The sequence below is a fragment of the Bremerella alba genome (assembly GCF_013618625.1).
In the GTDB taxonomy this organism is placed as follows: Bacteria; Planctomycetota; Planctomycetia; order Pirellulales; family Pirellulaceae; genus Bremerella; species Bremerella alba.
This window is the reverse complement of the sequence record NZ_JABRWO010000004.1, coordinates 58,578-82,979: the sequence shown is the minus strand read 5'-3', so window position 1 is coordinate 82,979 and position 24,402 is coordinate 58,578. Positions and strand designations below refer to the sequence as shown.

The following is a 24,402-nucleotide window of genomic DNA, read 5'->3' as shown; positions in this document are numbered from 1 at the left end:
TTGCCGAAAGACGCATTATGAAAATCAGTTCCAAGCGACTTATCATTCTATGTATTATAGGGGTCTTGGTGATTGGTTGGGCGGGTTTTTACATTCAATACTACATGATGCGCCTGATCGGCACTGGCCCTGCGGGACCTGCGGTTGCCGAAGAAGCATTTCATAAGAATTGGAGCGACCGCCGGGTAATGCTCTTGGGATTGGGAGATAGTATCACTGCTGGTCTCGGCGCCGATTCGCCTGAGCATACTTTCTTCAATCGCCTGGTCGAGAACCCTACGGATGAATTTGCCGATATGCAAGGGAAGTCGCTGTCGGTTGTTCTGCCAGGCCTAGAATCAGAAAACCTCGCGATTTCCGGTTCGACATCGAAGGACCATTTCGGCGTTATCGAAGACCGCTTGCCGCCGCATGAACCTGACGTGTTTGGTCTGGTGGTGATGACCTCAGGCGGGAATGACTTGATTCATAGCTACGGGCGGCGACCGCCTAAAGAGTGTGCCATGTACGGGGCCACGCTGGCCGAGGCCCAACCGTGGATCGATTCCTTTCGAATTCGATTGAACGAAATGCTCGATAAGATCACGGCAGCTTTTCCAGGCGGGTGCGAGATTTACCTCGCGGACATTTACGATCCCACCGACGGTGTCGGAGATGCACCCAGCGTCTATCTTCCGCATTGGCCGGACGCACTAGCCATTCATGGTAAGTACAACGAAGTCATCCGAGAATGTACCGAAGCACGTGCCAATGTGTACCACGTTCCGCTTCACGAAACGTTCCTCGGGCACGGTTCGCATGCGACCCAGTTTTGGCGATCCACGTATGTGGCAGACGATCCCCACTACTGGTTCTACGAGAATATCGAAGACCCCAACGACCGCGGTTACGATGCTATTCGTCGTGTGTTTCTCAACGAGATCATCGACCACTCTTCGCTTTGGGTAAACGAGTAGCTCGTATGGGACCCTTAGAAGGGCCAAGCGTAAATGGCTACGGCAACAGCTGCAAAAGAAACAACGAATCCGAGTATCACCATCACACCATCACGAGCGGTCATGCCCAAAGCAAACAACGCGATCGCCGTTCCCGGAATGGACACGGCAAATGGCAAGAAGGCCAGCGGAATGAAGAGCAACGCGAGGAACGCAATGATCGCGGCGATGACGTAATGAAACGGCGAGTGGGTGATCGTTTGCAAACGACGATCAGTAAACTTTTCCAACCACTTGGCCCACGGAAGTGTTTTGTCGATTCCTTTCGTCATCGTTTCACGCGAAAACGAAAAATCGAGGAGTCGCTGCGGAAGCCACGGTCTGCCGCTGGAAAAGATCATTTGCACGGCAATCAGCAACAAGATGCATCCGGTTACGATAGACATGCCGGGGATGGCACCAATCGGCGAGACGGCCATCACCGCTGGCACAAGCAGAAGGGGGCCGAAACTACGGCTATTGAGCGAGTCCAATGTGTCTTCCAGAGTGACTTGGTCTCCGTCGGTGTTTTCCTTCATCTGCTCGAGGATGTCGACGAGACCCTCGGGAGGGGCGTCGTCAGCGTCGTCTTCGGAAGTCGTTGGCTCTTCAGTGGTTTGAGCGATTGCCATTTTGCGTTCTTACGTAGTGGATGTTGGTTTTCCACTTCCAGGTGCAAAACGCGTGCCACCTATCGGAGCTGCTTCTGTTCGATCAGCGATCTGAAATAGGCGACATGATCGGCAGCACTGCGCTGCAAGCTGAAATGCTGAATAACACGAGAGCGGGCCGCATTGCCAAGGCTTGTCGCCAGTTGCCGGCTCTCGATCACGCGGATTAACGAATCGGCCAGAGCACGGGTGTCGTCAACGGGGAAGACGACGCCCGTATCGTCGTGGTCGATCAGAATGCGATTGCCTGGGATGTCGCTCACCACACAAGGAAGAGCCGCGGCCATGGCCTCGAGCAGTGCGATCGACATTCCTTCATGCAGCGATGGAAGTACGAATGCGTCGGCTGCGGCCAGGACGTCTTCGACCGTGTCGAAAGCCCCCGGCAGGATGATCCTGCTTTGAAGCCCCATGGCCCCAATCATCGATGCCAATTCCCCTTCCTGAGGCCCTTCCCCCACGAGCCATAGCCGGGCCATGGGGAATCGCTGCAAGATGTAGGGCCAGGCACGCACCAGCTTGGTTAGGCCTTTGCCGGGATGAAGTCTTCCCGTGAAGACCACCAGCGGAGCGGACTCGGCCAGGGTAAGAATAGGATTGGCTGCGGCTAATGTCAGTCGAGCCGCGCGACGTTGTTCGTCGCTGTGAACGGGGCTGACTTGGACGCCGTTGGGAATGAAGCGAATTTTTTCACGGTCGAACCCGGACGATACCATTTCATCGAAGATCTGCTGGCTCGGAGCAACAAGGCCATCGGCTTGTTGACAGGCATGGCGGATGCGATGGCCGAAGTTGGCCGTCTCGTGAAAAGCACAGTCGCCCGTATCGCCGGCCCCTTCAGCCCGTAAGACGACCGGGACCTTACTGTTTTTTAGACGCGAGGTGGTCACGACGGCGCTGTGTTTGAGCATCGAGACATAGACCGCGTCGAGCTCTGTCTGCTGCGATCTCAGCCAGCGTCCCAGCGACATCATGTAGCGGACCGTTCCCCATCCGCGGACCGAGGGGTTAGGCAGGCGAACGACCGGGATTCCGCGATGCGAAATTTGTTTGGGCCAATCGGGGTGCCACTGGGCGGTCAAGAGTTGAACTTGATGGCCTTGGCGCGTTAGTTCCTCGGCCAGGTTGGCCATAACCATTTCTGCACCTCCTACCAGAGGCCAGAATCGACGAGTGACAAGTGCCAGGCGAAGAGGAGTCATGCGTGCGAAGCGATCTCGTGATCTTCAAGCGCCGCAACAAACGGCAGGTTGCGGTAGAGGTCGTAATAATCCAAACCGTACCCCACGACGAACTCGTTGGGAATATGAAAGCCGACAAAGTCAGGTCGGATGGCTACTTCGTGGCGCTCGGACTTGGAAAGCAGTACGAGCGATCGCACGGAAGTCGGGCCATGTTCCTGAATGCTCTCCAGCACGTTTTTCATGGTGTGGCCGGTATCGAAGATGTCGTCGACGACCAGTACGTCTTGCCCGGCAATTTTCGGCATCATATCCAGATTCAGCGTCAGATCGCCCGCCGAGGTGGCCGTTCCGCGGTAACTGCGTGCCTGCATGACGCCCACCTTAAGCGGCATTTCGAGGCGACGAATCAAATCGGCCATCAGCACCAGGCTGCCAGTCATCACGCCGAGAACCGTGAGAGGTCGATCCCCGTAGGTTTCCGTCAGTTCTGCCGCCAGAGAGGATACTCTCGCGGCGAGTTCTTCAGTTTCGATCAAGATATGCAAAGAAAACAGCCCCACTGGCGATGGAGGAAGTTGAATCGATAAGGCGCTATTGTAAGCTGTTAGCTCTTCGTTCTGTAGGCTCCGCACAAGCTCCTTACACGATCATCCCCTGAAAAAAAGAAAAACTTGACCATGGGAATGTGGGACTTCCAGCCTTGGATTAACGACGAAGCCGCCGATTGGTACGCCGGGCTGTTTGTAGCAGAGAACTTCGAGCAATGCGTCCACAAGGCTCACGAGAAGCGACTGAACCGCTAAGGGGCTTGGTGTTCTCGGGGTGAGATCATTTTTAGCGAACCATTTCATTGCACTGAAGAAAGCTTCATGTACGACATTATCGGAGACATCCACGGCCACGCCGATGCGCTTACGGCACTGCTGAAAGAGTTGGGCTATTCGCAGCGCGACGGCGTGTACGGCCACCCGCAGCGACGCGTGGTGTTTCTCGGAGACTTCGTCGATCGCGGGCCGAAGATTCGCGAGACGCTGGAAATCGTGCGCGGCATGGTCGAGACCGACGCGGCCCTCACGGTGATGGGCAATCACGAACTCAATGCGATGGCGTTTCATACGCCACACCCTGATCGGGCCGGTGAGTATTTACGACCTCATACGGCCAAGAACGAAAAGCAGCATTCGCAAACGTTAGCCCAGTTGAACGAGTCCCAGTTGAGCGATGCCTTGGCATGGTTTCGCAGGTTGCCGATGTGGCTCGAGCTCGACGGCCTAAGGGCCGTGCATGCGTGTTGGGATGATGCGGCGATCGGTCAGATTGAAAGCCAGTTGCAACAAGCGGGCGGTCTCACCGACGAGGTACTTACGTCGGCCTGCGTGCCAGGGCATTCGCTTTTCCCTTCGGTCGAAGTGATCCTCAAGGGAAGAGAGATGCAGCTGCCGGAAGGCTTTAGCTTTCAAGATAAGGATGGGCATGCCCGAACGAAAACTCGCACGCGTTGGTTTTCGAATGCCCAGGGGCATACCTTTGGCAGCTACGCGATGACCGATCCGTTGGCCTGCGATGTTCCCCTGAGCGACACCATTTGCGCGGCATCTCGGCCCTACGGCGCGACCGAGAAGCCGGTATTTCTCGGCCACTACTGGCTGAAAGAAACCACGCCCAAGCGGTTAGCCAAGAACGTGGCATGTGTGGACTACAGCGTGGCCAAAGGAGGCTTCCTGTGCGCCTATCGTTGGGATGGCGAACAAGAGCTGCGCGACGAAAATTTCGTCTTCGTCAAGTGATTTTCGACTGCTAGTTTACCGCGATGGCAAAGCCGCCAGTCAGGAGGATGACCACAACCGGGATGAGGATTGCGAGGACTCCCAGGACCATGCCGACGATGCCGAGAATCATACCGATTTGTGTCATTTGACGCCCTTCGGGATCCATCCGGCCAGCATCGATTTCCACCAAATCTTGCGAGCCCATGTACCAGGCCACCGGGCCGCAGAAGCAGCATGCGACTATACCAAGAATTCCCAAGACCAAGATGAGCACACCGCGATGTGGCTTCATATCTGTGTTTCCTTACTGATTCGTTTGGTCGGTATAATTTGAAATGCGGCTACGTCAGGCAATTCGCTCGTGGCTTATGATAACAAGTGAATGCGCGAATTCCCACTAAGGTTCGAGTTCTCAAACGGATAGTCGACTCGGTGACTGTGATTGAACGCTCACCATTCGGCTAAGCTGAGTTTTCCTAGAATAGAAATAGACATGACCGATCAACCCACTTACGGCAGCTGGCAAGAGATCGACCTTGATGGCCATCCGTGCCAACAGTTTCAGCCGCAGCAGACGAACGAGCATGGCTATGTTGGCATCTATCTGCATGGCGTGCACTTGGGCAAGCTGCATCACAGTGCGGCGTTCGTCGAGCAGCTGGAAAAGTTTGGCTTGCCGGTGGTTGCCCCGGTGACGCAGCGCAGCTGGTGGACCGATCGGATCTGCGAAGAATTCGATCCTCAGCGGTCGGCTCAAACCTATCTGCTGGAAAGTGTGCTGCCGTATATTGAAGAGAGTTACGGCGCGAAAACGCCGAAGGTGGCCTTGTTCGGGACGAGCATGGGGGGGCAGGGTTCGCTGCGGTTTGCGTACAAATTTCCCGATATCTTCCCGGTTGTCGCCGGCGTGAGTCCCGCGATCGACTATCAGAATCGGATGCGGGAAGACGACCAAGACAACCTCTGGCAGATGTACGACAATGCCGAACAGGCCCGGCAAGACACGACGACCCTGCACATTCACCCGCTGAACTGGCCACGCAATCAATTCTTTTGCTGCTGCCCAGAGGATACCTCTTGGTGGGAAAGCTCGGATCGATTACGAATGAAGCTACAGTCTTTAGGTGTGCCACACACGTGCGACTTAGAGACCAAGGGTGGGGGACACGGTTTTAAGTACTACAGCCTGATGGCCCCCAAGGTGGTTCAATTCCTCTGGGATTCATTGGAAAAAGAACGACGCCGGGTTGTTTAGCAATAGCCACAGAGTGCACAGAGAGGAAGTAAGAGAACGACAAATGAACAGGGATATTAGACTTTAAAAGTGAGTGCCACTGCTATCCCTGTTCATTTGTGGTTCATCTTCCTCTCTTTCCTACGTGCTCTCTGAGGCAAAGGAAATTCGGAAGCGACGATGCAGAAACTGATGCTCATCATCCCGACGCTTGATCGTTCGGGAGCCGAGAAACAACTGACGATGTTGGCCAAGGGCTTGCCGCGCGATCAGTTCGAGGTTTCGGTCTGTTGCTTGACCCGGGGTGGTCCCTACAGCGAAGAGCTAACCGCGGCCGGTATCCCGGTGACGGTGATCGGCAAAAAGTTGAAGATCGATCCAGCGGCCTATTGGCGACTCAAGAAGCACATTCAAGAGGTAAAGCCAGACATCGTTCATACGTGGCTTTTCGCGGCCAATAGCTACGGTCGCAAAGCGGCCCAGGCAGCCGGAGTGCGTCACGTTTTGTGCGGAGAACGCTGCGTCGATCCTTGGAAGATCACGCACGAACACCTCATCGATCGCTACCTCGATCGCAAGACCGACAAGATCGTGGTCAACAGTTCAGGCATCGTCGACTTCTACGTGAAGCAGGGACGCGACAAGAATAAGTTCGTCGTCATTCCAAACGGCATCGACCTGATCGACGGCCCTCCGCAGACGAGCAAGGAAGACCTCTGGCAGCAGTTGCGATTGCCTGCGGATGCCAAGATGATGCTCAGCGTCGGGCGTCTTTGGCCGCAAAAGCGGATGAAGGATCTGATCTGGGCGACGGAAATTTTGAAGCGTATCCGCGAGGATGCGTTTCTGGTGATCGTAGGCGACGGGCCCCAGCGCGAGCGGCTCGAACGCTATACGCAGCAGGTCACCATCGACGACAAGGTGCGTATCGCCGGACCGCGAGACGATGTGGCCGATCTGATGCGACACGCGACGTTGTTTATGTTGGCCAGTGGCTATGAAGGTCAGTCGAACGCGTTGATGGAGGCCATGGCCATCGGGCTGCCGGTCGCTGTCAGCGATATACCCGGCAACCGCGATTTAGTGACCCACGACGAGAATGGGTACCTGGTCGGGCTGGGGCAGCGGACCGAGTATTCCCGTTTTGCCAATTTTCTGCTGGAAGACGAAGCCCTGAGAACCCGTTTCTCGGAGGCAGGGCGAACGTCGATCGAGCAGCAGTTCAGCGTTCAGCAGATGATCGACCGGCATGCAGCGCTTTACCAGAGTTTGTCGTAATTGCCCGGCAGCGACCCACTTCTGGCGAACTCCCCTGCCCCGGTTGTTGTCTCTTTTGCCCGGCGGTAGGCTAGTAGGTTTGAATTCTGGCCATCTATTTGACCCTACGAGAACTCAGAACCAAGACTATGAGCGATCCCTATTTCCAGAAGCTGTTTGCTGAACGTATCGGTGGCGAAAACTACGGTAAGGGAACCGCGATCTATAAGTTCGAGAAGATCAAGCGGGCCAAACGCAAGGCACTTGCCGATTACCCCGATCGTCAGCTGATCGACTTCGGGATCGGCGAAAACGACGAAATGGCCCCGGAATCGGTTCGCCAGGTGATGGGCGAAGAGATCAACAAGCCAGAGAACCGCGGCTATGCCGACAACGGCGTGGCTGAATTCAAGCAGGCTGTGGCCGACTACATGCAGCGGATGTTCGGTGTGAAGCTCGACCCGGCGACCGAAGTGAACCACTGCATCGGCTCGAAGACGGCCTTGGCCATGCTGCCGGCCTGTTTCATCAACCCAGGCGATGTCTGCCTGATGACGGTGCCTGGCTACCCTGTCGCCGGAACGCATTCAGCCTATTATGGCGGTGCTGTTTACAAGCTTCCGCTCTTGGCTGAAAACGATTTCTTCCCCGATCTCGACGGCATTCCAGCCGAAGTGAAGGAGAAGGCCAAGCTGCTGGTGATCAACTATCCCAACAGCCCGACCGGAAAGATCGCGACCAAAGAGTTCTACGAAAAGGTCGTGCAGTTCGCCAAAGAAAACAACCTGGTCGTCGTGCAAGACGCGGCCCACACCGTGCTGACCTTTGAAGGGGAACCCCTTAGTTTCCTCAGCGTGCCAGGTGCCAAGGACGTGGGCGTGGAAGTCCATTCGCTGTCCAAGGGCTTCGACATGATCGGCTGGCGAATCGGTTGGGTTTGCGGCAACCCTCTGTTGGTTCAGGCCTTCAGCGACGTGAAAGACAACTGCGACAGCGGGCAATTCATCGCCGTTCAAAAAGCAGCCGCCGCGGCCTTGGCCAATGAAGAGATCCCCCAGCAAACCAAGGCCAAGTACGAGCGACGTTTGAAGAAACTGGTCGACATGCTCAACCGCTGCGGTTTCCAATGCGAAATGCCTGGCGGGACCTACTTCCTGTATACAAAGAGCCCTGTCGGAGTCGAAGGGGGCGCAAGCTTCGCTAACGCCGAAGAGGCCTCGCAGTATCTGATCACCGAGAAGTCAATCTGCACGGTGCCCTGGGACGACGCCGGTTCGTTCCTGCGTTTCTCGGTGACGTACGTCGCGGCCGATGAAGCTGCCGAAGACGCACTGATGGAAGAGACCGAAAAGCGTTTGAAGCAGATCTCGTTGAAGTTCGACTAGGGTGCCGGCTTGGTATTGGCTCGGAAAAACTCAGCGATCTCTGGTTTCTGAGTTTTTCCTTAGGCGACACCTAATACAAAGTCTACTAAATCCGGTTGCGAAGCGGTGACTTCGACGCCGTTTAGATCTAGAAAGATAATCGCGGTCATAGCCGAAGTGCGTTTGTTGCCATCTATGAAGGGGTGGTGTGCACAAATATGAAATAGGTACGCTGACGCCATTTCATAAATTGTCGAGTGGAGATGATGCCCGGCGAACATTGCTTGAGGCATTGCGATTGCCGACTGCAGCAGGCCAATATCACGAATTCCGGGATCGCCACCATAGCGTTGAATCGAAGACTAGTGAATCCCCAGCACCCGAGACAACTTGAGAAATCGAACGCTATTGGCCATCTACTCTGCCAACTTCTGAAGAGCTTTGGCATAGTTGCCATTTACTTTTTCGAGCGACGCTTGAAACTCTTCCTCGGAAATATCATCGACCGGAGCGCAGAAAAAACCTTCGGTATCCGCCTTAATGATCAGTGGCGTGGTCTCGTCGATCTGCATTGTTTCGATAATCGACGGATCAAGTTCCAAGATGTATTGGTCGCCCAATTTTTTGATGTGAACAATCATCTGGCATTTCCAAGAGTTTAAAACTCTCCAAGAACATTTCGACGTGGCTTACTGAAAGCTTACCACTTCCCCATCCCCTTTGTCCCCTAGCTTGCGGAAAAGGTCTTGCTCGATCGTGTAGGGGATGAAACGGACGCTGCCGTCTACTAATAGGGCATTCAGACCGCCGGCGTGCGAACTGCCGAAGCGGTTGGCTCCATTGAGTGGGTTGGTGGCGATGATATCAGGCCACGGTTCCAGGTCGGTTCGGCGGACCGTTTCGTGCGTGATGCCGGGGTCACTTGCCGGCGTTCCATCCCAGCCCGATGTGTAGCCATAGATGTCACCCTCTTGCGAGCCTTGTCCCATCGTATTGAGGTTCACGCATTTCTCGGCCACCATCAACGTGTTGCTGGTCCCGTCGGTCACAGAGGAAAAGCGGTAGAGGTTCTTACGAGGCCCGACTCCGCTCGAGGTGTCGCCGCAAGTGCCGGTGAAGTTCCTGGCCAGTATGCCGGTCCCTTCTTGGTTGCCACCAGCGTAATCGATTTGAGCTCGAGGGACCTGATCGAACGTGTTTCCGTTGGTGCCATCGGAACTAATACACATGGGGATCAGCTTGGCAGGCTCGGAAGTGGGCGAGCGACGACTCGGGCAGAAGTACTCCGGGATTGGAACGCTCATGGCGAACTTCGACGATTCGAAATCGGTTCCGCCCGGCTTCCCGTTATGGACGGTGTCGTGTTCCATGAACGGCAGAATCTGAAAGGCCCAACCGGCGGCCTGTTTGTCGAGCTGACCGGGGCGACCATCCTTATAGGTCGCAAACACGTGCTGAGCATACCCACCGGTCGGAAATGCGTTGTAGGTGTCGGTATGGTTATGCCAGGCCAGGCCGATTTGTTTGAGCTGGTTGACGCACTGCGTGCGCCGAGCCGCTTCACGAGCACGCTGAACCGCAGGCAGGAGCAACCCAATCAAGATTCCGATAATCGCGATCACGACCAGAAGTTCGACTAGCGTGAACCCTCGGCGGAGGTCGCATCTTGAAATGTTCGCTTGCGATGGCATGGGGCAGAGGGGTGGTCGTGTCGTTCGTAGTGAATTTAGGGGAGGTGACAATGCTTCAGGTTACCCGGAGGTGTGGTTTTAAGCAAACTACGGGTCAAACAATGGCAATCGGCGTAAACCTTTTCGCAGCTATTAATTCCGCCGTCGTGCTGCCTTGGGTGACCTATATTTTTAAACGAAATAAGGCACCCAAAGGATTCTTGGCTTGGCTTTCCCAAAGGCAACTGACGTGACAGGCGGTTCTTCCATAACGACCGGCGTACCTAAGACACTTGGTCACGCTCAGCAGCCTTTTGATGAAGCGGGGCTGGTGGCTCAGATGGTTTCCCGAGCCCAGCAGCTCTATTCTCTGCCGACCGTCGCCATGGATGTCCTCAAGCTTACTGCCGACGAACATGCCACGGTCGTCCAAATTAAGCAGTGCATTCAACGCGATCCGGCCATGACCCTCAAAATCTTGAAGGTCGTCAATAGTCCGCTGTTTGGGCTTTCAGGTCAGGTATCAGACCTCAACCAGGCGCTTGCTTTATTAGGGATTAAGCCGCTGAAGTTGCTGGTCCTCGGCTTCAGCCTACCAAAGGCCATGCTGCAGGGAATCGAGGCCGAAGTCTTGGCGCAATACTGGCAGTTTGCGTTGACCAAGGCCGTTGCTGCTCGTGAGATTGCCCGATTGCAGCGGAAGAACTTCGGCGACGATGCGTTCATTGCCGGGCTCCTTTCCGAAATCGGAGCGTTGGTCATGCTGCAGGACCTGGGCGATGCCTATGCGAACTTCGCCAACAAGGTGCTGCAGGAAGAGGCCGACCTCTCGGAGATGGAATGGGAGACGCTCGGTTTCGATCACAACATTCTCGGCTGTCGGCTACTGCAAAGCTGGAACTTGCCAGAGACATTGGTCCAAGTGATTCGGGAAGGGAGCCCTTCCTCTGGGATCGATTTCGGCAAACTTAGCGGGCAATCGGCGACACTCCGACTAGCACACAACCTGGCCGAAGTACTCGCGCACCATCGACTCAACTTGATGCCGAAGTTTCTCGATCAGCTGAAGTCGACCACCAGCCACGATGCCGATACGGTCGAGCACCTGGTGGTCGATATCCAGGAAAAACTGTATCAAATGGCCGGCGTCCTGTCGGTGTCTCTACCAGACGGAACGGACTACTGCGAAGTGGTTGCCGAGGCTTACGTTCAGTTGGCTCAATTGGCCGAGTCGGTCGCCGCGCCGCTGGCCTTAGGAGATCACTCGCCGCAAGAGCAGGTAATTCAGTCTCCCGAAGTGCAGCGACTGATCGACACCACAAAAAGTCTGGCTGAAAATAATGGCGTTCCTCCTCTCGCGGAGAAGCAGAGTCGTGCAGCAACGCCTGCCGAAGAAGTGCCGGTCGATCCGATTTTGGCCGATGCGAGTATGCTGATCGAAATCGCCTCGTCGATGCAGCGCTGTCGAGGGCATCGCTGCGAGTTTTCGATCTCGCTCTTGAAAATCAATCAATTCGACGAATTTCTCGTGGTGGCCGGTATCGAAGAAGTCGATGTCTGGCGGCAATTGGTCGCGGCCATTGTCGACCGCTTGAGTGATGGTTTGGGGCGTGTGCTGCCTTGCGGCGAGATGGGGCTGGCCGTGCTTCTGGAAGATCACGATCGGCATCAAACGGTCACGTTGACCCGGCAAATCCTTGATCTGGTGACCTCCTGGTCGCAGCGGCGCGAGTGCCACCAAGGGATGGAATTGGCGCTCTGTGGAGGTGTGGCATCCGTCTGTGTGCCTCCGAAGAGTCTACCGCCGCAAGAGATCTTTCAAGCGGCCCGACGCTGCCTGTTGGCGGCCTCGCAGGGGGGCGGCAACGCCATCAAAAGCATCGAAGTCCTGTAGTAGCTTACAGTTTTCGTGTTTGCGAAGCTTGGTTAGCCGTCGCCCGTTTAGAATTCTTCCGCAGAAGACGGAGCCCGAAAGTTGGAAAGCCTGGGCTAACCTTTACCATTTCCTGCTTGCTCTATAGGCTTTAGTGGCGGTCAGGCCAGTCGACGTGGTCGATTGGTCCGCTCTCCGCTGACGGCGGAATTCTGATACCTTGGTCCCTATGAATGAATCGATGGAATCCCGCGTGGACGAACAAACGACATCTCGCCAGACTTCTCAGGAAGAAGGGACCAACCATTCGTGGGATCAAGATTCCGTCGAGTTTTCGTCACAGGCCCGCCGGTATGCCGACCCTCCGGTTCCTAAACGCCGCGTTCGATTGCCGGTCATTCTTTTTTTTGCCACGTGTGCTTCGACCTTCCTTGCCGGGATGACCAATTGGCAACCGTTGGAAGCGATGATCAATCTGTTTGCCTGGTCGAGTCCAGCGGCGATGGGGATTCCGCATGCGTTCGATTCGTTCCTGTCGAGCCCCGCAGTCGAGATGCGGCGCGACCTGATCCATTACCTGGCCGGTTGGCAAAGCGGGCTGCTCTATATGGCCGCGATGTTGGGGATCTTGTTTGCCCACGAGATGGGGCATTACGTCACCGCTCTGCGGTACCGGGTACCGGCCAGCCTGCCCTACTTTATTCCCGTGCCGATTTCTCCGATCGGAACCTTCGGCGCCGTGATTGGCATGGACGGCATGCGCGCCGATCGCAAGCAGTTGTTCGATATCGGGTTGGCTGGCCCCTTGGCCGGGTTGGTCGTTGCCGTTCCGGTGTTGTGGTATGGCGTCTCGCAGATGGATTTGTCGGCCCCGGGAACCGGTTCGTTCAAGCTCGACCTGCCGATCGCGATGGCGTGGATGATGCAGTGGTTTGATGTCCCTGGGTACGAAGATGGGATGTACATCAATCAAAGCCAGCTCAATCCCTTCTTCATGGCCGGATGGGTGGGGCTGCTCGTGACCGGGCTCAATATGATTCCGGTTAGTCAGCTCGATGGTGGGCATGTGACTTACACCATGTTCGGGAAAAGTGCCCATTGGATTGCCCGGGCATTTCTCGTGGTTGCGGTGATCTTCATCATTTCGCTTGGGGCTTACCAGTGGAGCTTAATGCTGCTGCTGGTCATCTTGATGCGTCCTGAACATCCTCCGACTAGTAACGACAATGTCCCGATTGGCTGGTTCCGGTATGCGTTGGGATCGGTGTCGCTCAGTATTCCCTTGCTCTGCTTTCCACCGATGGCGATCGTGGCGGCATAGTGCGGGCGTGCCGTCATTGGTTGGCCCAGCGATTTATCTCTGGGTGGCCCTCGGTCACAAGCGGCTAGTGTTCCCGGTGTGAGCGAAGTGGTGGATTTCAATCTTCTTTAGCGCCTGTCCATAAGCCGCTTGTAGCCTTCGGCTACCCAGAGATGAATCTCTGGGCCAACCATTGAGTGAGATACCAGCGTCACCGGCAACGGTACTGTGTTAGTCGGCAGCTCTGAGCCGTTGAAGGATATCGGCCGTGATGGGGCGTTTGGCGTCCCAGAAGATCCAGGCGTTGAAGAACTCTTGCACGTCTGAACTATTCAGCCGAGCGGCTGCCGCGACGGCTTCTTTTTTCGTGCGATAGGAAAGGAAGTACGTGGTGTCATCGAGCATTACCGGACGACCAGCTTGGGGTCCGACGACGCGGAACGCCAGCTGCTTGTGAAGTGCCGAGATGGCGACCTTCCACTTGGCGAACGAATACTCGCCAATGCCGAAGATCGAAAACGGGGGACGTCCCCGGTAGATGGAACTCTTGCGATCTGCCAGGCGGTTAGCGTGCCGTTGAAGGTAGGCCCATGTTCGCGGGGCAGCCGATTCAATCGGGGCTGTGTCTTCGCCGGTGCGTGTCTGCGGGACGATCAAAAACTTCTCGGTCCCCTTCACTTCACCGCGATAGATGGCCCCGGCCGGCATAAGTGGGTAAACGTAGTCAGGCTCCAAGTCGATCGTTTCGCCCAGTCCATTCACAAAGTGCGTGCCTTGCCGAACTAGCTGCATGACATCACGACAATCGTGCTTCACGCCACTTCGCCAACGCGTGGTCGGTTGAGTGGCCAGCAGGTGGTTCTGTCGCTTAAGTGCCGTTTGATCGGCCACCAAATTGCCCGAGTGCAACCCTAAAACAGTCGACGGCTGGTCGGCATCGAAGTCCTCGTAGACCTCGCAGGTAACCGTTGGTGCTGCGGCTTGCATATGGCAGACAAGCAGGCAGGCATCGACCGAAGCGTCAAAGTGTTCGCGCGAGTCGATCTTCCGGATCGAGCAGCCGGTGAGTGGGAGGCCCGCTTTCCAGGCCTGCTCTAAAACCTTTCGGCCAACGGTCGTTTTGCAGAGCATGGCCAACGTGCTGTCTTGCTGGGGCATGGCCTCCAATAGTCGCAAGATCATCCACTGCGAAATGTCGAAGTTCGCTTTGCCGGTCTTAGCCGAGAGTCCCCGTTCGTTTTGGAAGTTGGACTTCGTGGGAAGATTCACGCTGCCGAGTGTTCCCAACGCCGAATTGGTGACCCACGGCGGATTACCCAGCACGAGCAAGGGGCCTGGTTGCCGCCGCAAAAGCGACGTCCAGTCTTGCTCGAAAAAATCGGCCTGGGCGAGGTCGACTTCGCAGCCTGAGATGGCTAGACGCTTACGAGCTTCGGCCACGTACGCACGATTCCATTCACGCCCGACCAGTCGCTGGCAATCGGGAAAGGTGTTGCCGGCCGCTTCAAGAAACGTGCCTTGCCCGCAAGTTGGTTCTACGACGCTTCCGGGTCGGACGCCGTCGGCGGAAAGAAGCCGGCAAACGGCTTCTGCGAGGACCATCGGAGTTTGGAAGTCGCCATACTCCGTTTTCTGGCGACTTTTGACGCGAATCATGGAAACGTTTCGAGCTGAATATTGCGTTGTGGGAGCGAACTTCGCACTAGTTTAAGAATTCTGCGAAATTCGAACCATGGCAATTTTCGGCTCTACGCAGCGTAACGCTACGCAACGCGTGGTTTGCCGGTGGTCAATTGCGGCTCGATTAGGTCTTCCTTGGCAATCACGACCAGGCCTGACGGCGTGACGGTGAACCCACGGCTGCGGTCGAGTTCCAGGTCGAAACCGATCTGGGTATCGGCCGGAATCGAAACACCTTTGTCGATGATCGCTCGGCGGATCTGGCTATGCCGCCCGACCGTAACGCCCTCGAACAAAATCGAATCTTGCACCGACGAAAAGCTGTTCACACGGACGCTCGGGCCAAGGATGCTCCGTTCTACCTCGCCGCCGGAGATGATCGACCCGCCGCAGACTAAGCTGTCCAGCGCGTACCCGCGACGACTGGGATCGGCTTCTCCTCCAAAGACAAACTTCGGTGGCGGCACGTTGGGCTGGTAGGTCCGCAGCGGCCAGGCCTCGTCGTAGATATTGAGCTGCGGATCGACCGAAATGAGGTCCATGTTGGCTTCGTAGTAGGCATCCAACGTACCGACGTCGCGCCAGTAGGCATCCCCCTTGCGGTTTTCGTCTCGAAAAGGAAACGCGTACACACGATGCGTATCGATGATCGACGGAATGATATTCCGTCCGAAGTCATGAGCGCTGGTGCGATTGGTAGCGTCTTTACAAAGCTGCTCGAATAGAAATTCCGCATTGAAGACGTAGATCCCCATCGAAGCCAGGCAGTGCTCGTTATCGCCGGGGATAGTCTTGGGGTTCTCCGGCTTTTCGTCGAAACCGAGAATCTTCTGCTCGCGATCGATCTGCATCACGCCAAACGAGCGGGCCTCGTCGATGGTTGTCTTCAATGCACCGATGGTCAGGTCGGCCCCGTTCTCGATATGGAAGTCGAGCATCGACGCGTAGTTCATCTTATAAATGTGATCGCCGGCGAGGATCACGACATACTTGGGCCGCTGCTTTTCGATGGCGTAGATGTTCTGGTAGACGGCATCGGCGGTGCCTTGGTACCACTGCTCGTCGATTCGCTGTTGGGGTGGCACCACGTCGATGCATTCGCCCAGTTCGCGGCAGAAGTATCGCTGCCAGCCGACATTGATATGGCGGTCTAAGCTTTGGGCTTTGTACTGCGTCAGCAATTGAATTTGCCGAAAGCCGCTGTTCAAGCAGTTGGAAAGTGCAAAGTCGATAATGCGATAAACGCCGCCAAAGGGAACCGCTGGCTTGGCGCGATCGCGGGTAAGTGGTTCCAAGCGGGAACCCTTGCCGCCGGCAAGGATCACGGTGAGTACGTTCTCCATCCGATGCGTACCTCAGCTATGATTGGGGTTTGGGAAGAGAGGCAATGGAAGCGTGGGGCGGGCCTCCGAGGTGTCTGCCGCATTCTATCGGCTTTGCCCAACCGTCAAAACTAAAAAATGATGCTAGGTCGCTAGCAGTTTGCGCGAAGCGAAAGTTTGTCGTACCGACGATAACGGTTAATTCGTTAGTGAACCGATACTAGTTGCCGAATGTCTTGGCCACTGTGTCGACAACGTTTGGAAGATAAAAGGACGTCCATGAATCCCTCTGATAAATCCTCGGTCGAAGAAATCCGAGCCCGCTTCGACAACGACGTCGATCGTTTCTCTAATCTGGAAACAGGCCAATCGGCCACCATGGATGCTCCGTTGGTGCTGGATCTGATTACCCGCGTGGCCGCCGCGCATCGGCCCGAGGCGAAGAACGTTCTCGACATTGGCTGCGGTGCCGGAAACTACACGCTCAAACTGCTCGAACGAATCCCTGAGATGAACTGCACGTTGATTGATTTAAGCCAACCGATGCTCGATCGGGCCCGGCAACGATTGACGGAGAGTCGAGCGAAGGAAATTGTCACCCTGCCTGGTGATGTTCGTGAGGTCGATCTTCCCGGCGAGACGTTCGACGTGGTGATGGCCGCGGCCGTGCTGCATCATCTTCGTATCGATGCCGACTGGAAAAGTGTCTTCCAGAAAATCTATCAGGCCATGCGTCCCGGTGGGATCTTCCTGGTGAGCGATCTAATAACGTCCGATTTGCCGGCGGCGGAGGAGGTTCAATGGGAACGCTACGGCGAGTATCTCACCGACTTCAAAGACGACGCCTATCGCCAGACGGTCTTCGATTACATTGAGAAAGAGGACACCCCACGGAGCGTCCTCTATCAAGTGGACATATGCCGGGCCGCTGGCTTTCGCCAAGTCGAAGTACTGCACCTCAACGCATGCTTTGGTGCGTATTGTGCGGTGAAGTAGCGAGAGGGTAATTCGCCGCCGAGGGCACCGAGCATCCTAGGGTGGACGAGCTAAACGTAGCCCCTGGCTACATTTGGCCGCTCCTCCGGAGCTTAGGAGATCGATAGAGATTTAACTGCACCAAGCCGCTTGTGGCGTCGTGTGTACCGTCGCGTCTTGCCCTGCGGTGAGCCCGGTGATCTTCGATTCGATGGCTTCCACACTTGCCGCATCGGCGTGGAACTGGAGACCGAGGTCGATCTCGTAGGTGGCCTCTGGGGCGATCTTGAGCGTGCGATCGTTCTTTTCTTCAAACGAACGCGGGTTGGGGAAGTTGGTCGCTGGTTCGAGGCCCGTGACGTAACCATCTGCTTCGGCGGCTGTGTTTTTCCAAACGATGAAGTACGGCAGTTGTTTCACGTTGAAGTGCACCGACACGCCTTGGTCGCCGGAGGCGTTCTTCAGCAGCGCACACGTATCGCCACTGGCGTCGGCGGCAAGCTGCATGAAGTAGACCTGTTCGTCGTAACCGGCGGTGGGGCCTTTGTAAGTCGACCACGTATCCAAGTCTTTCGCGGCGTGGTCGTTGCGAGGGCACAGCTGGGTAACGGGACAAACGACCGACGCTCCTTCGCCCAAAATGGGTGCCCCCAGGTTGATGTGGTACAGCATCTGGGCTGTGCTTTCTTGGGCGGCACGGTTGACGATACGATCGCGAATGCGGAAGCCCTTCTCGCCTGACTTGGTGCGGATCTCGGTCTTTAGCGCGACGTTGTAGCAAAGGAAACGCGTCTCGCGGACTTCGCCGCTGATGCATATTTCGCCTTCGTCAGAGAGTTCGACGACCACGTCTTCGGCAGGTTGATTGGCGATGCGGCCGTGCAGGCCATACTTCAGCCGGCCCGTTTCAGCGTCGAACTCGGGGGCTCCGTTGCTTTCCAGCCCACAACGAACGATCAGTTCGTCCATGCCGTCGAGCCATCCGAGCCCGCTCGGTTCGGCAAGGGGGACATATTGCGGATGGACCGGGCCTTCGACAGGCGAATCCCAGCCAATGCGTGTCTCTCCGCATTTTGCCTGATGTATGCCCATGCCGCGTGTGGGAATGGTGGTGAACGAGAAGTCGCCGTTCTGGACCGTGAGAAGTTCGACCCCGTCGCGTCGTCCGCCGAACATCCGCGTATGGGTCACGCTCAGGCCGTGCAACTTGGCCGCTTTCAGAAAGGGAGCAGGCTGCTGATAAGGGGACGTAATATCGTACTCACTTAAGACCCAGCGATTGCTCATGTTGCTCTCTCCTAATTTGTCATTTCTAGACAGGTTTTTGGCACGAACGGACAAATGGCCGTTACCATAGGCGTGCTACGCGTGAAATTCCAGCACAGAAGGGTCGAAAAGGTCCTTCATTTACTTGTCACCACGATAAAACTTGTTAAAACAAGCGCTTTCCCTTGACGGCTGAGGGCCCATTGTGGTCTGCGCTAATCGAGCCGTCTTGTGCCGCATGGCACGAGTTCCCACCGCATTATGCTACCACACCGGAGTAACGAGCCGAGATGATTGAAAATATTGTCAAAGGGGATAGCATCGCCAAGATTCTGGACGGTGCTTTGGATGCTGGCGAAGGTTTATTGCGTCTTTCGCCGAACTGGGTCCCGCGCAGCTTTCTGCACCCTGGCAAACGCATCAAGTTGCATCCGAATGACTGGTACGCCTATGGTGCCCATCGTGGCGGGATCGACGAACGTTGGTTCGCTTCGACAACCGACGCCGCCAATGAAGGTCGCGTTTGGTACGAAGGTCAGAGCTTCATTCTGCACGAAGGTCAGCACTTTCTGCTGAAGGACGCAGTCGAAGAACAGGGCAAACGCTTGATCGGCGACGCCATGTTCGGCAAGTATAACCGCTGGCCGGTTTACTCGAAATTCTTCGACAACATGGGCCCGATCCCGCATCATTTTCACCAAAGTCAGAAAGACGCGGCCTTGGTCGGACAGGAAGGTAAGCCAGAGAGCTACTACTATCCGCCGCAGCTCAATAACGTCGACAATAACTTCGCCTATACCTTCATGGGTTTGACGCCGGACACCTCTAAAGCCCAGGTTCGCAAGTGCTTGGAAGATTGGAGCAAGGGTGACAACGGCATTCTCTACCTGTCCCAGGCTCACCGCTTGAAGCGTGGTACCGGCTGGCTGATTCCACCTGGCGTTCTGCATGCACCCGGTTCGCTGTGCACCTACGAACCGCAGTGGGGTAGCGACGTCTTCGGGATGTTCCAGTCCCTGGTCGAAGGCCGCGAAGTGCCTTGGTCGCTATTGGTCAAAGACATGCCCGAAGAAAAGCACCAGGACCTCGACTTCATCCTCGGTCAGCTGGACTGGGAAAAGAACGTCGATCCCGACTTCAAAGGCAGCAACTACCTGGAACCAATCGTCGACGAGTCTTGCAGTGGCGATGGCTACGAAGACAAGTGGATTGTCTACGGTACCGTCGACAGCGAACAGCTTTTTAGCTCGAAGGAACTGACCTTGCAGCCGGGTGCCAAGTGCACGCTGAAAGAAGAAGCTGCCAGCGGTTGGATTACCGTTCAGGGTAGCGGCCGGATGGGCAAAATGAACCTGCAAACGCCGGCGATGATTCGCTTCGGTGCCACCACCGAAGACGAAGTCTTCATTTCGCACGAAGCTGCCAGTGGCGGCGTCGAAATCGAAAACACCGGCAGCGAGCCGCTCGTCGGCCTACGCTACTTCGGCCCGCACGCACACGCAAATGTGCCGGCTGTGGGTGATTTTCGGAAGTAGTCAGCAAGTTTGAAGTGTGAAGTTTTCAGCGGGAAGAATGCTCCTGCTGAAAACGGAACACTGAAAACTTGAAGCTGATCCGCCACCTGCCTAAAGATCTCGTTCTCGTCTTCTCAAAACATACATCTCCATCGGAGCACTCCCGCATGAGTTCCCATCCTAACGCGTCCCCGAAGCTTCATAACGCCATGTGGCCTGGTTTGGTTGGTAAGGAAGAAGGGACCGATCATCCGCCGATCAGCTTAGAGCATATGCTCGAGCTGACCGCAGCTGCGGAAGTCGATGGCATTAAGTTCGACGGGATCGATTACTTCTTGTTTCATCCGCATACCGATCCGGATGCTTCCGACGACGAATTGAAGCGGATTGCTGACCTGGTCGCTTCGCACAATCTGACCATTGGCTCGCTGGTCGCTCCGATCTGGCCTGGCACCGTGGGTGGACCGGCGATGGGAACCGCAGAGGAGCGTTCCAACTTCGTGCTCGCCGTGAAGAAGGCCTGCCGGATTGCGAAGATCTTCAACGAACATGGCGTTCGCCAATACGGGTGCATTCGTATCGACACGGCCAGTGGCGTCGAAGATTGGTCGAAAGACCCTGAAGCGAACACCAAGTTGATCGCGGAAACGATCAAGGAAGCTGGCAAGGTCGCCGCCGACAGTGGCGAACGTTTGGCTGCCGAAGGGGAGATTTGCTGGGGAAGCATGCACTCGTGGAAGGACATGCTGAACCTGTTGGAAGCGGTTGATATGCCGGAAACGGTTGGCTTCCAGGCCGACCTGGCGCATACCTATCTCTATCTGCTGGGCTACAACGCTCCGGAACATGCGTTGCTGAAGGAAGGCTACACCGAAGAAGAATTCTGGGCTGCCTACACCGAGATGACCAACGCTCTGCGAAAGTGGACGATCGACTTCCACGTCGCCCAAAACGATGGCAGCGTGCACGGAACCGGTTCGCACGATAAGACCGGTCGCCACTGCCCTGCCGACGACCCCAACGGCAAGCTGGATATCGTCAAGTGCAGCCAGTACTGGCTCGAAGATGCCCCGAGCCGCGGTATCAAACACATCTGCTGGGACGGCTGCATGTTCCCTAACGAAATGCTCGAAAAGCAGGAAACCTGGAATTCGATCCTCGACGTGATGATCAAAGTTCGCGACCAGTGTGGTTGGAACTAACGATCGATAACGAGTTTTTAGCCACAGAGGACACAGAGAGCACCGAGGAAGAAAAGAAGATCGTGGATAGGTAGATCACTGGTGGGCCCAGAGATTTATCTCTGGATCGGCGAAGCCGACAAGCGGCTCATGGACAGGCGTGGTTGAGGATTGAATTGTTCCACTTTGTTCCTCCCTGAGGCATTCGCCGCTTGTGCCCTGCGGCCACTCAAGCCACCCGTTGTATTGGATCCAAAGATCTTCCTCCGTGTTCTCTGTGACCTCTGTGGCTAAAAACGCAAACAAGAAAAACCCTGCTTTTCCAGACACACCCTCTCGCGAATCTACTTGGAGACAATCACATCATGGCAAAGAAACCACTTCGTATTGGCTTGGTTGGTTATGGCTTCATGGGCCGTACGCACTCGAATGGTTACAAGCGAGTGCCTGACTTCTTTCCTGAACTCGAATACCAGCCGGTACTGAAGGCCGTGTGTGGTCGTAGCGAGGACAAGACCAAGGCCTTCGCCGAGCAGTGGGGCTACGAGTCGTACGAGACCGACTGGAACAAGCTGATCGCACGCGACGATATCGACGCCATCGATATCTGCACGCCCAACGATACGCACGGTCCGATCTCGATCGCTGCCGCCAAGGCCGGCAAGATGGTCTTGTGTGAGAAGCCGATCGGCATGAGCACCGCCGAAGGGGAAGAGATGGTCAAGGCCGTCGAAGACGCCGGCATCCCGAACACCATCTTCTACAACTATCGCCGTATTCCTGCAGTGACCCTGGCTAAGAAGATCATCGACAGCGGCAAGCTGGGACGTATCTTCCACTACCGTGCGAACTTCCTGCAAGACTGGACCATCAACGCGGATGTCCCTCAAGGTGGTGCTGGGTTGTGGCGTCTGGATGCGGCTTCGGCTGGTTCGGGCGTGACCGGCGACCTGCTGGCCCACTGCATCGACACGGCCCTGTGGCTTAACGGAAGCATCAAAGACGTCAACGCCGTGACCGAAACGTTTGTCAAAGAACGCATGCACAGCGGGACTGGTAAGAAAGAGCCTGTCAACATTGACGACGCTTGTTCGTTCTTCTGTCACTTCGAGAACGGTTCGCTCGGCTTGTTCGAGTCGACTCGCTATGCTCGTGGTCACAAGGCGCTGTATACCTTCGAGATCAACGGCGAAAACGCTTCGATTCGCTGGGACCTGCACGACCTGCATCGCCTGGAATACTTCGATCATGCCGACGAAGGCGAAGTCCGCGGTTGGCGTTCGATCCACGTCAGTGATGGCGATCACCCTTACATGGATCACTGGTGGGTACCGGGCCTGAACATCGGCTATGAGCACAGCTTCGTGCACCATGTGGCCGACTTCCTGAAGAGCATCGAAGAAGGCAAGCCTTGCGAGCCTACCTTCCGCAGTGCCTTGGAAACGCAAAAGGTGTGCGATGCGGTCCTGACCAGTGCGGCCGAAAAGGTCTGGAAAGACGTGTAATCGACTTGTCGGAATCGGAAGATAAGTGGTTGAATTTCAGGGGAAAGGTTGCCAGCGTGCCCTTTCCCTTTTTTGTTTTGGGTCAAAGATAACCCTATGAATTACTTTGCCCACGGAAGACCGTTTCTCGATCAGCCTTACTTCTTAGCGGGCACAGCGGTGCCGGATTGGTTGAATGTGGTCGATCGCAAATGCCGAGCACGCTCGAAGAAGGCCCTGCCTCTTTGTGCATCGAGTGATCCGATCGAAGCCCAGATTGCCACCGGCGTTGTCCAGCATCATGCCGACGACGATTGGTTTCACCGATCCGAAGAATTTAACCGGCTGCAGTGGGATTTCACGAAGCGGATCCGCGATTTCCTGGGCAAAGACAGCGGCATGCGGCCGAGTTTTCTCGGTCATATCCTTGTCGAACTGCTGCTCGATTCGGTATTGATTGAAGATGACCCCGAAGAGTTAAACGCCTATTACGCGGCACTCAGCGAGGTCGATGGTGCCCTCGTGCAGCAAACGGTCGAACGTATTGCCGAGCGCCCGGCGGATCGCTTGGATTGGTTCATTGGGCGGTTCGTCGAGGTTCGTTTTCTCGCGGACTATCCAGACGACGAAAAACTGCTTTACCGGTTGAATCAGGTGATGCAACGCGTCAAACTACCAGCTTTGCCTGACACGTTCGCGACGCTCTTGCCAGAGCTTCGCCAAGACGTACGGGCCTCGTCTGCGGTCTTGCTGACCGCACATTCCACGTAACAGCCCTTCAATGTTTTTCATAAAGACCAGGAGACCCCGTCGATGAAATATGGCATGAACTTGTTGCTTTGGTCCGGAGATCCCGATGACAGCTTGCTGCCGGTCGTCGAAGAGTTGAAGGCCATGGGATATGACGGGGTGGAGATCCCACTGTTCAATCTCGACGTCGATAAGTGGACCAAGTACGGCGAGAAGCTCAAAGCCATGGACTTGGCCTGCACCGCCGTGACCGTTCGCAACGAAGAAGATAACCCGATCAGCTCCGATGCGTCGGTGCGTGCCAAGGGCGTTGAGCTCAACAAGAAGACCCTCGACTGCTGTGCGGCTCTCGGAGCGGAAACGTTGGTCGGTCCGTATCACTCGGCGATCGGTATCTTCAGTGGTGCCGGCCCAACCGAAGATGAATGGAAATGGGGTGTCGATTCGATGCGGCAAGTTGCCGAACATGCCGGCGACGTCAACGTGATGTTGGGCGTAGAAGCGCTTAATCGCTTTGAAACGTACCTCTTGAACATTCATAGGGACTCGGCCCGGTTCGTGCGTGAAGTCGATCATCCTAACTGCAAGATGATGTACGACACGTTCCATGCGAACATCGAAGAAGGGGACATCGCCCAGGCCATTCGCGATTGTTCCGATGTGCTGACGCACGTGCACATCTCGGAAAACAACCGCGCCACGCCTGGTAGCGGGCACATCGATTTCGACACCAACTTCGACACGCTGAAGGAAGTCGGGTACGACGGTTGGATGGTCGTGGAAGCGTTCGGCCTGGCCCTGCCGGAAATTGCCGCCGCCACCAAAATTTGGCGGAAGATGTTCGACACCGAACTGCAACTAGCCAAAGACAGCCTGACGTTCATGAAGCAGGAAGTTGCCAAACGCTGGTAAGCACTGCGGAACAACTTGATGT

The 24,402-nt window shown here is 55.9% G+C and carries 24 protein-coding genes; 14 read left to right on the top strand and 10 right to left on the bottom strand.

Annotated elements, in window-relative coordinates; genetic code table 11:
- Nucleotides 1-17 precede the first annotated feature (17 nt).
- Nucleotides 18-956 (top strand): SGNH/GDSL hydrolase family protein, encoded by a 939-nt coding sequence (locus HOV93_RS08065; protein WP_207395973.1) that lies wholly within the window; start codon nt 18-20, stop codon nt 954-956.
- Between the two features lie 14 nt (nt 957-970).
- Here HOV93_RS08065 and HOV93_RS08060 read toward each other — a convergent pair whose 3' ends face one another.
- From HOV93_RS08060 to hpt, 3 genes are read right to left on the bottom strand one after another with little or no spacing between them, the layout of a single operon-like run.
- Entirely contained in the window at nt 971-1,606 is a 636-nt protein-coding gene (locus HOV93_RS08060) for an exopolysaccharide biosynthesis protein (RefSeq protein ID WP_207395972.1), read from the bottom strand.
- A 59-nt stretch (nt 1,607-1,665) separates the two neighbouring features.
- Nucleotides 1,666-2,847 (bottom strand): glycosyltransferase family 4 protein, encoded by a 1,182-nt coding sequence (locus tag HOV93_RS08055; protein ID WP_261358584.1) that lies wholly within the window; start codon nt 2,845-2,847, stop codon nt 1,666-1,668.
- Nucleotides 2,844-3,461 carry a hypoxanthine phosphoribosyltransferase gene (hpt, locus tag HOV93_RS08050; RefSeq protein WP_315853376.1) on the bottom strand — a complete coding sequence of 206 codons (618 nt, stop codon included), beginning with the start codon at nt 3,459-3,461 and terminating at the stop codon, nt 2,844-2,846. The genes HOV93_RS08055 and hpt overlap by 4 nt, the downstream gene beginning before the upstream one ends.
- A gap of 45 nt (nt 3,462-3,506) precedes the next feature.
- Here hpt and HOV93_RS26145 point away from each other — a divergent pair, with 45 nt between their 5' ends.
- Together HOV93_RS26145 and HOV93_RS08045 are read left to right on the top strand one after the other, a co-directional pair.
- Entirely contained in the window at nt 3,507-3,632 is a 126-nt protein-coding gene (locus HOV93_RS26145) for a hypothetical protein (protein WP_261358583.1), read from the top strand.
- Nucleotides 3,633-3,698: 66 nt separating this feature from the next.
- Entirely contained in the window at nt 3,699-4,616 is a 918-nt protein-coding gene (locus tag HOV93_RS08045; RefSeq protein ID WP_207395970.1) for a metallophosphoesterase, read from the top strand.
- Between the two features lie 10 nt (nt 4,617-4,626).
- On the opposite strand, the gene HOV93_RS08040 is transcribed toward HOV93_RS08045, so the two are convergent.
- Nucleotides 4,627-4,890: a DUF4190 domain-containing protein gene (locus HOV93_RS08040; protein ID WP_207395969.1), complete on the bottom strand. Its 264-nt coding sequence runs from the start codon at nt 4,888-4,890 to the stop codon at nt 4,627-4,629.
- 201 nt (nt 4,891-5,091) lie between these two features.
- On the opposite strand from HOV93_RS08040, the gene HOV93_RS08035 reads away from it, so the two are divergent.
- The 3 genes from HOV93_RS08035 (at nt 5,092) to HOV93_RS08025 (ending at nt 8,474) form a co-directional block, all read left to right on the top strand.
- Entirely contained in the window at nt 5,092-5,853 is a 762-nt protein-coding gene (locus tag HOV93_RS08035; RefSeq protein WP_207395968.1) for an alpha/beta hydrolase-fold protein, read from the top strand.
- 159 nt (nt 5,854-6,012) lie between these two features.
- Nucleotides 6,013-7,110 (top strand): glycosyltransferase, encoded by a 1,098-nt coding sequence (locus HOV93_RS08030; protein ID WP_207395967.1) that lies wholly within the window; start codon nt 6,013-6,015, stop codon nt 7,108-7,110.
- Nucleotides 7,111-7,238: 128 nt separating this feature from the next.
- Nucleotides 7,239-8,474, top strand: coding sequence for an LL-diaminopimelate aminotransferase (locus HOV93_RS08025; RefSeq protein ID WP_207395966.1), 1,236 nt, complete (start codon nt 7,239-7,241; stop codon nt 8,472-8,474).
- Nucleotides 8,475-8,533: 59 nt separating this feature from the next.
- Here HOV93_RS08025 and HOV93_RS26580 read toward each other — a convergent pair whose 3' ends face one another.
- The 3 genes from HOV93_RS26580 to HOV93_RS08010 are packed head-to-tail and all read right to left on the bottom strand — an operon-like array spanning nt 8,534 to nt 10,144.
- Nucleotides 8,534-8,809 carry a type II toxin-antitoxin system death-on-curing family toxin gene (locus HOV93_RS26580; protein ID WP_390814224.1) on the bottom strand — a complete coding sequence of 92 codons (276 nt, stop codon included), beginning with the start codon at nt 8,807-8,809 and terminating at the stop codon, nt 8,534-8,536.
- A 60-nt stretch (nt 8,810-8,869) separates the two neighbouring features.
- Complete coding sequence (locus HOV93_RS08015; protein ID WP_207395964.1) at nt 8,870-9,094, bottom strand: hypothetical protein; 225 nt, start codon at nt 9,092-9,094, stop codon at nt 8,870-8,872.
- Nucleotides 9,095-9,142: 48 nt separating this feature from the next.
- On the bottom strand, nt 9,143-10,144 hold the full coding sequence (locus HOV93_RS08010; RefSeq protein ID WP_207395963.1) for a DUF1559 domain-containing protein: 1,002 nt from the start codon (nt 10,142-10,144) through the stop codon (nt 9,143-9,145).
- A gap of 205 nt (nt 10,145-10,349) precedes the next feature.
- On the opposite strand from HOV93_RS08010, the gene HOV93_RS08005 reads away from it, so the two are divergent.
- Nucleotides 10,350-12,017, top strand: coding sequence for an HDOD domain-containing protein (locus HOV93_RS08005; protein ID WP_207395962.1), 1,668 nt, complete (start codon nt 10,350-10,352; stop codon nt 12,015-12,017).
- Between the two features lie 232 nt (nt 12,018-12,249).
- Nucleotides 12,250-13,317, top strand: a complete 1,068-nt coding sequence (locus tag HOV93_RS25710; protein WP_207395961.1) for a site-2 protease family protein — start codon at nt 12,250-12,252, stop codon at nt 13,315-13,317.
- A 210-nt stretch (nt 13,318-13,527) separates the two neighbouring features.
- On the opposite strand, the gene HOV93_RS07995 is transcribed toward HOV93_RS25710, so the two are convergent.
- Both HOV93_RS07995 and glgC read right to left on the bottom strand, forming a co-directional pair.
- On the bottom strand, nt 13,528-14,952 hold the full coding sequence (locus HOV93_RS07995; RefSeq protein ID WP_207395960.1) for a hypothetical protein: 1,425 nt from the start codon (nt 14,950-14,952) through the stop codon (nt 13,528-13,530).
- 107 nt (nt 14,953-15,059) lie between these two features.
- Nucleotides 15,060-16,319: a glucose-1-phosphate adenylyltransferase gene (gene glgC / locus HOV93_RS07990; protein ID WP_207395959.1), complete on the bottom strand. Its 1,260-nt coding sequence runs from the start codon at nt 16,317-16,319 to the stop codon at nt 15,060-15,062.
- 258 nt (nt 16,320-16,577) lie between these two features.
- Here glgC and HOV93_RS07985 point away from each other — a divergent pair, with 258 nt between their 5' ends.
- Complete coding sequence (locus HOV93_RS07985) at nt 16,578-17,294, top strand: class I SAM-dependent methyltransferase (protein ID WP_207395958.1); 717 nt, start codon at nt 16,578-16,580, stop codon at nt 17,292-17,294.
- Between the two features lie 111 nt (nt 17,295-17,405).
- Here the strand turns inward: HOV93_RS07985 and HOV93_RS07980 are convergent, their stop codons facing one another.
- Nucleotides 17,406-18,560, bottom strand: a complete 1,155-nt coding sequence (locus tag HOV93_RS07980) for an aldose 1-epimerase family protein (RefSeq protein WP_207395957.1) — start codon at nt 18,558-18,560, stop codon at nt 17,406-17,408.
- A 269-nt stretch (nt 18,561-18,829) separates the two neighbouring features.
- On the opposite strand from HOV93_RS07980, the gene HOV93_RS07975 reads away from it, so the two are divergent.
- The 5 genes from HOV93_RS07975 (at nt 18,830) to HOV93_RS07955 (ending at nt 24,380) form a co-directional block, all read left to right on the top strand.
- Complete coding sequence (locus tag HOV93_RS07975) at nt 18,830-20,074, top strand: hypothetical protein (RefSeq protein ID WP_207395956.1); 1,245 nt, start codon at nt 18,830-18,832, stop codon at nt 20,072-20,074.
- 146 nt (nt 20,075-20,220) lie between these two features.
- On the top strand, nt 20,221-21,255 hold the full coding sequence (locus HOV93_RS07970) for a sugar phosphate isomerase/epimerase family protein (protein ID WP_207395955.1): 1,035 nt from the start codon (nt 20,221-20,223) through the stop codon (nt 21,253-21,255).
- Between the two features lie 344 nt (nt 21,256-21,599).
- Nucleotides 21,600-22,739, top strand: coding sequence for a Gfo/Idh/MocA family protein (locus tag HOV93_RS07965; RefSeq protein ID WP_207395954.1), 1,140 nt, complete (start codon nt 21,600-21,602; stop codon nt 22,737-22,739).
- Nucleotides 22,740-22,835: 96 nt separating this feature from the next.
- Nucleotides 22,836-23,489: a hypothetical protein gene (locus tag HOV93_RS07960; RefSeq protein WP_207395953.1), complete on the top strand. Its 654-nt coding sequence runs from the start codon at nt 22,836-22,838 to the stop codon at nt 23,487-23,489.
- A 42-nt stretch (nt 23,490-23,531) separates the two neighbouring features.
- Nucleotides 23,532-24,380 (top strand): sugar phosphate isomerase/epimerase family protein, encoded by an 849-nt coding sequence (locus HOV93_RS07955; RefSeq protein WP_207395952.1) that lies wholly within the window; start codon nt 23,532-23,534, stop codon nt 24,378-24,380.
- Nucleotides 24,381-24,402: the final 22 nt, after the last annotated feature.

Coding starts and splice junctions, on each gene's coding strand:
- HOV93_RS08010 (WP_207395963.1), bottom strand. CDS start 10,144: ATGCCATCGCAAGCGAACATTTCAAGATGCGACCTCCGCCGAGGGTTC.
- HOV93_RS07985 (WP_207395958.1), top strand. CDS start 16,578: ATGAATCCCTCTGATAAATCCTCGGTCGAAGAAATCCGAGCCCGCTTC.
- HOV93_RS07965 (WP_207395954.1), top strand. CDS start 21,600: ATGGCAAAGAAACCACTTCGTATTGGCTTGGTTGGTTATGGCTTCATG.
- HOV93_RS07975 (WP_207395956.1), top strand. CDS start 18,830: ATGATTGAAAATATTGTCAAAGGGGATAGCATCGCCAAGATTCTGGAC.
- HOV93_RS08035 (WP_207395968.1), top strand. CDS start 5,092: ATGACCGATCAACCCACTTACGGCAGCTGGCAAGAGATCGACCTTGAT.
- glgC (WP_207395959.1), bottom strand. CDS start 16,319: ATGGAGAACGTACTCACCGTGATCCTTGCCGGCGGCAAGGGTTCCCGC.
- HOV93_RS08065 (WP_207395973.1), top strand. CDS start 18: ATGAAAATCAGTTCCAAGCGACTTATCATTCTATGTATTATAGGGGTC.
- HOV93_RS07995 (WP_207395960.1), bottom strand. CDS start 14,952: ATGATTCGCGTCAAAAGTCGCCAGAAAACGGAGTATGGCGACTTCCAA.
- HOV93_RS26145 (WP_261358583.1), top strand. CDS start 3,507: ATGGGAATGTGGGACTTCCAGCCTTGGATTAACGACGAAGCCGCCGAT.
- HOV93_RS08030 (WP_207395967.1), top strand. CDS start 6,013: ATGCAGAAACTGATGCTCATCATCCCGACGCTTGATCGTTCGGGAGCC.
- HOV93_RS08040 (WP_207395969.1), bottom strand. CDS start 4,890: ATGAAGCCACATCGCGGTGTGCTCATCTTGGTCTTGGGAATTCTTGGT.
- HOV93_RS08015 (WP_207395964.1), bottom strand. CDS start 9,094: ATGATTGTTCACATCAAAAAATTGGGCGACCAATACATCTTGGAACTT.
- HOV93_RS08060 (WP_207395972.1), bottom strand. CDS start 1,606: ATGGCAATCGCTCAAACCACTGAAGAGCCAACGACTTCCGAAGACGAC.
- HOV93_RS07980 (WP_207395957.1), bottom strand. CDS start 18,560: ATGAGCAATCGCTGGGTCTTAAGTGAGTACGATATTACGTCCCCTTAT.
- HOV93_RS07970 (WP_207395955.1), top strand. CDS start 20,221: ATGAGTTCCCATCCTAACGCGTCCCCGAAGCTTCATAACGCCATGTGG.
- HOV93_RS07960 (WP_207395953.1), top strand. CDS start 22,836: ATGAATTACTTTGCCCACGGAAGACCGTTTCTCGATCAGCCTTACTTC.
- HOV93_RS08055 (WP_261358584.1), bottom strand. CDS start 2,847: ATGACTCCTCTTCGCCTGGCACTTGTCACTCGTCGATTCTGGCCTCTG.
- HOV93_RS08045 (WP_207395970.1), top strand. CDS start 3,699: ATGTACGACATTATCGGAGACATCCACGGCCACGCCGATGCGCTTACG.
- HOV93_RS07955 (WP_207395952.1), top strand. CDS start 23,532: ATGAAATATGGCATGAACTTGTTGCTTTGGTCCGGAGATCCCGATGAC.
- HOV93_RS08025 (WP_207395966.1), top strand. CDS start 7,239: ATGAGCGATCCCTATTTCCAGAAGCTGTTTGCTGAACGTATCGGTGGC.